The following is a 1,590-nucleotide window of genomic DNA, read 5'->3' on the forward strand; positions in this document are numbered from 1 at the left end:
AAAAACCCCTTGAGTGCTTCCACTCAAGGGGTTTCAAGATATGAATCTTGCTATTAAATCGACAGTGCGACGTCCTTATTTCTTTTCGTACGCGCCGATATCAAAGCCCAGGCCGGTCGGACGAGCAACGCCGTCCTTGTCGGTCTTGAACAAGGTCATGGCCAGGCCCTTGTCGATCATCGGGCTGCCTGCGTTCAGGTGGAAGTCACCGGCGGCCGCGTTGACGAACATCGGATTGGCGCGGACCGAGCGACGCTCGTTGGTCGTCGACGATGCGAACTGGGCTGCGCTCATGTTGGCGCCTTTCCAGTTGATGTCGGTGCGGTTGCCGTAGAAGCCGTTGTAATCGCTCTTGTAATAAGGCGCATAGCCGTTGGTGACACGAATACCGGCGACAGTGCTGTTGACGATCAGGTTGTTCTGGACCGTGTACGGACCGGTGTTGACCGTGCCGTAGTTGAAGTCCATGCCGTATTGCATGCCGTAGATCGTGTTGTTGTAGATCTGCGTGGCCTTGGCGTCGCTGATCATCAAGCCCCAGTGCTGGGTTGCGCTCGAGGAGCAAGGATTGGTCTTGCTTGCCGAGCACTTGAGCGTGCCACCGATCATCACGTTGTTATAGATCTTGATGTTGCTCGATGCCGGCGTGTGGTAGGACTGGATCGCCGAGCCCGCGGCACGCATGAACAGGCTGTTACGAATCGTGACGTTGGTCGCGCCGGCTGCAATATAGATGTGGTGGTCTTGCGCCGTGTGGCTACCGTTGTCGAGCATCGTCACGTTTTGGATGGTGATGTCGTCAACCGGACCCTGGCCATTGTGCAGGTCGATGGCGCCGTTGCCGTACTTGTCGGCGTAACGCTGGACCGTGATGCCGTCGACGACCACGTGCGAGTTGTTCGAGAAGACCAGGAAGTCGCCACCGGTGCCGGTGTCGCCCCACTGACCGTCAAAGACCGGCTTCTCGCCTGGATAGGCCGCGAACTTCACCGGTGCCGTCGCGGTACCGGACGACTTCCAGATCAGGCCAGCCTGGCCGTAGTACGTACCGCCGCGGGCGCACAGGGTCTTGCCGGCGCTCAGCTTGGCGCTGGCGTACTTGACCGTCTTCCACGGCGAAGCGAGCGTACCGGCGCCGCTGTCGGAGCCGTTCGGCGCGATGTAATAGTTACACGTCGTGGTCGGGGTGGTTGCCGTCGGGGTAGCCGTCGGGGCACTGACCGCAACAGTCATCGCCGCAGTGCGCGTGGCGCCATCCGCGGTCGCAACGGCTTCATGGCCATTGGCCACGGTCTGGGCCGTCACAGCTGCGCTGGTCGCATCGGCGTACGATTTGGCAGCGGTCTGGCTAGCCTGGCCAAAATCGGCATCGGTGCCGCCACCGCAAGCGGTCAACAAGACAGCGGCGCTGCAGCACAGCAGGGCACGAACACGGCGATCCGAAGCGAAGGTAAAGCATTTTTGCATCTGAGTTTCCTTACGTTGTTGGGGTCAATGTAAGCGTTTGAGCGGTGGAAACTTCCTAAGTTCAATTTTTTGCGGGAAAAATTTCTTTGGCGTATCAGATGCGCAATGACAATTTCTTCTGGG

General features: G+C 59.1%; 1 protein-coding gene. It reads right to left on the reverse strand.

The window, feature by feature from the left end; translation table 11 throughout:
* Nucleotides 1–75 precede the first annotated feature (75 nt).
* Nucleotides 76–1,467, reverse strand: a complete 1,392-nt coding sequence (locus C2862_RS24980) for a choice-of-anchor Q domain-containing protein (protein WP_136223750.1) — start codon at nucleotides 1,465–1,467, stop codon at nucleotides 76–78.
* Nucleotides 1,468–1,590: the final 123 nt, after the last annotated feature.

The sequence above is a fragment of the Massilia sp. Mn16-1_5 genome (assembly GCF_004798585.1).
GTDB lineage: Bacteria > Pseudomonadota > Gammaproteobacteria > Burkholderiales > Burkholderiaceae_D > Telluria.

What these genes read in the sequence shown, in the direction of transcription:
- C2862_RS24980 (WP_136223750.1), bottom strand. Translation starts at nt 1,467, where the DNA reads ATGCAAAAATGCTTTACCTTCGCTTCGGATCGCCGTGTTCGTGCCCTG.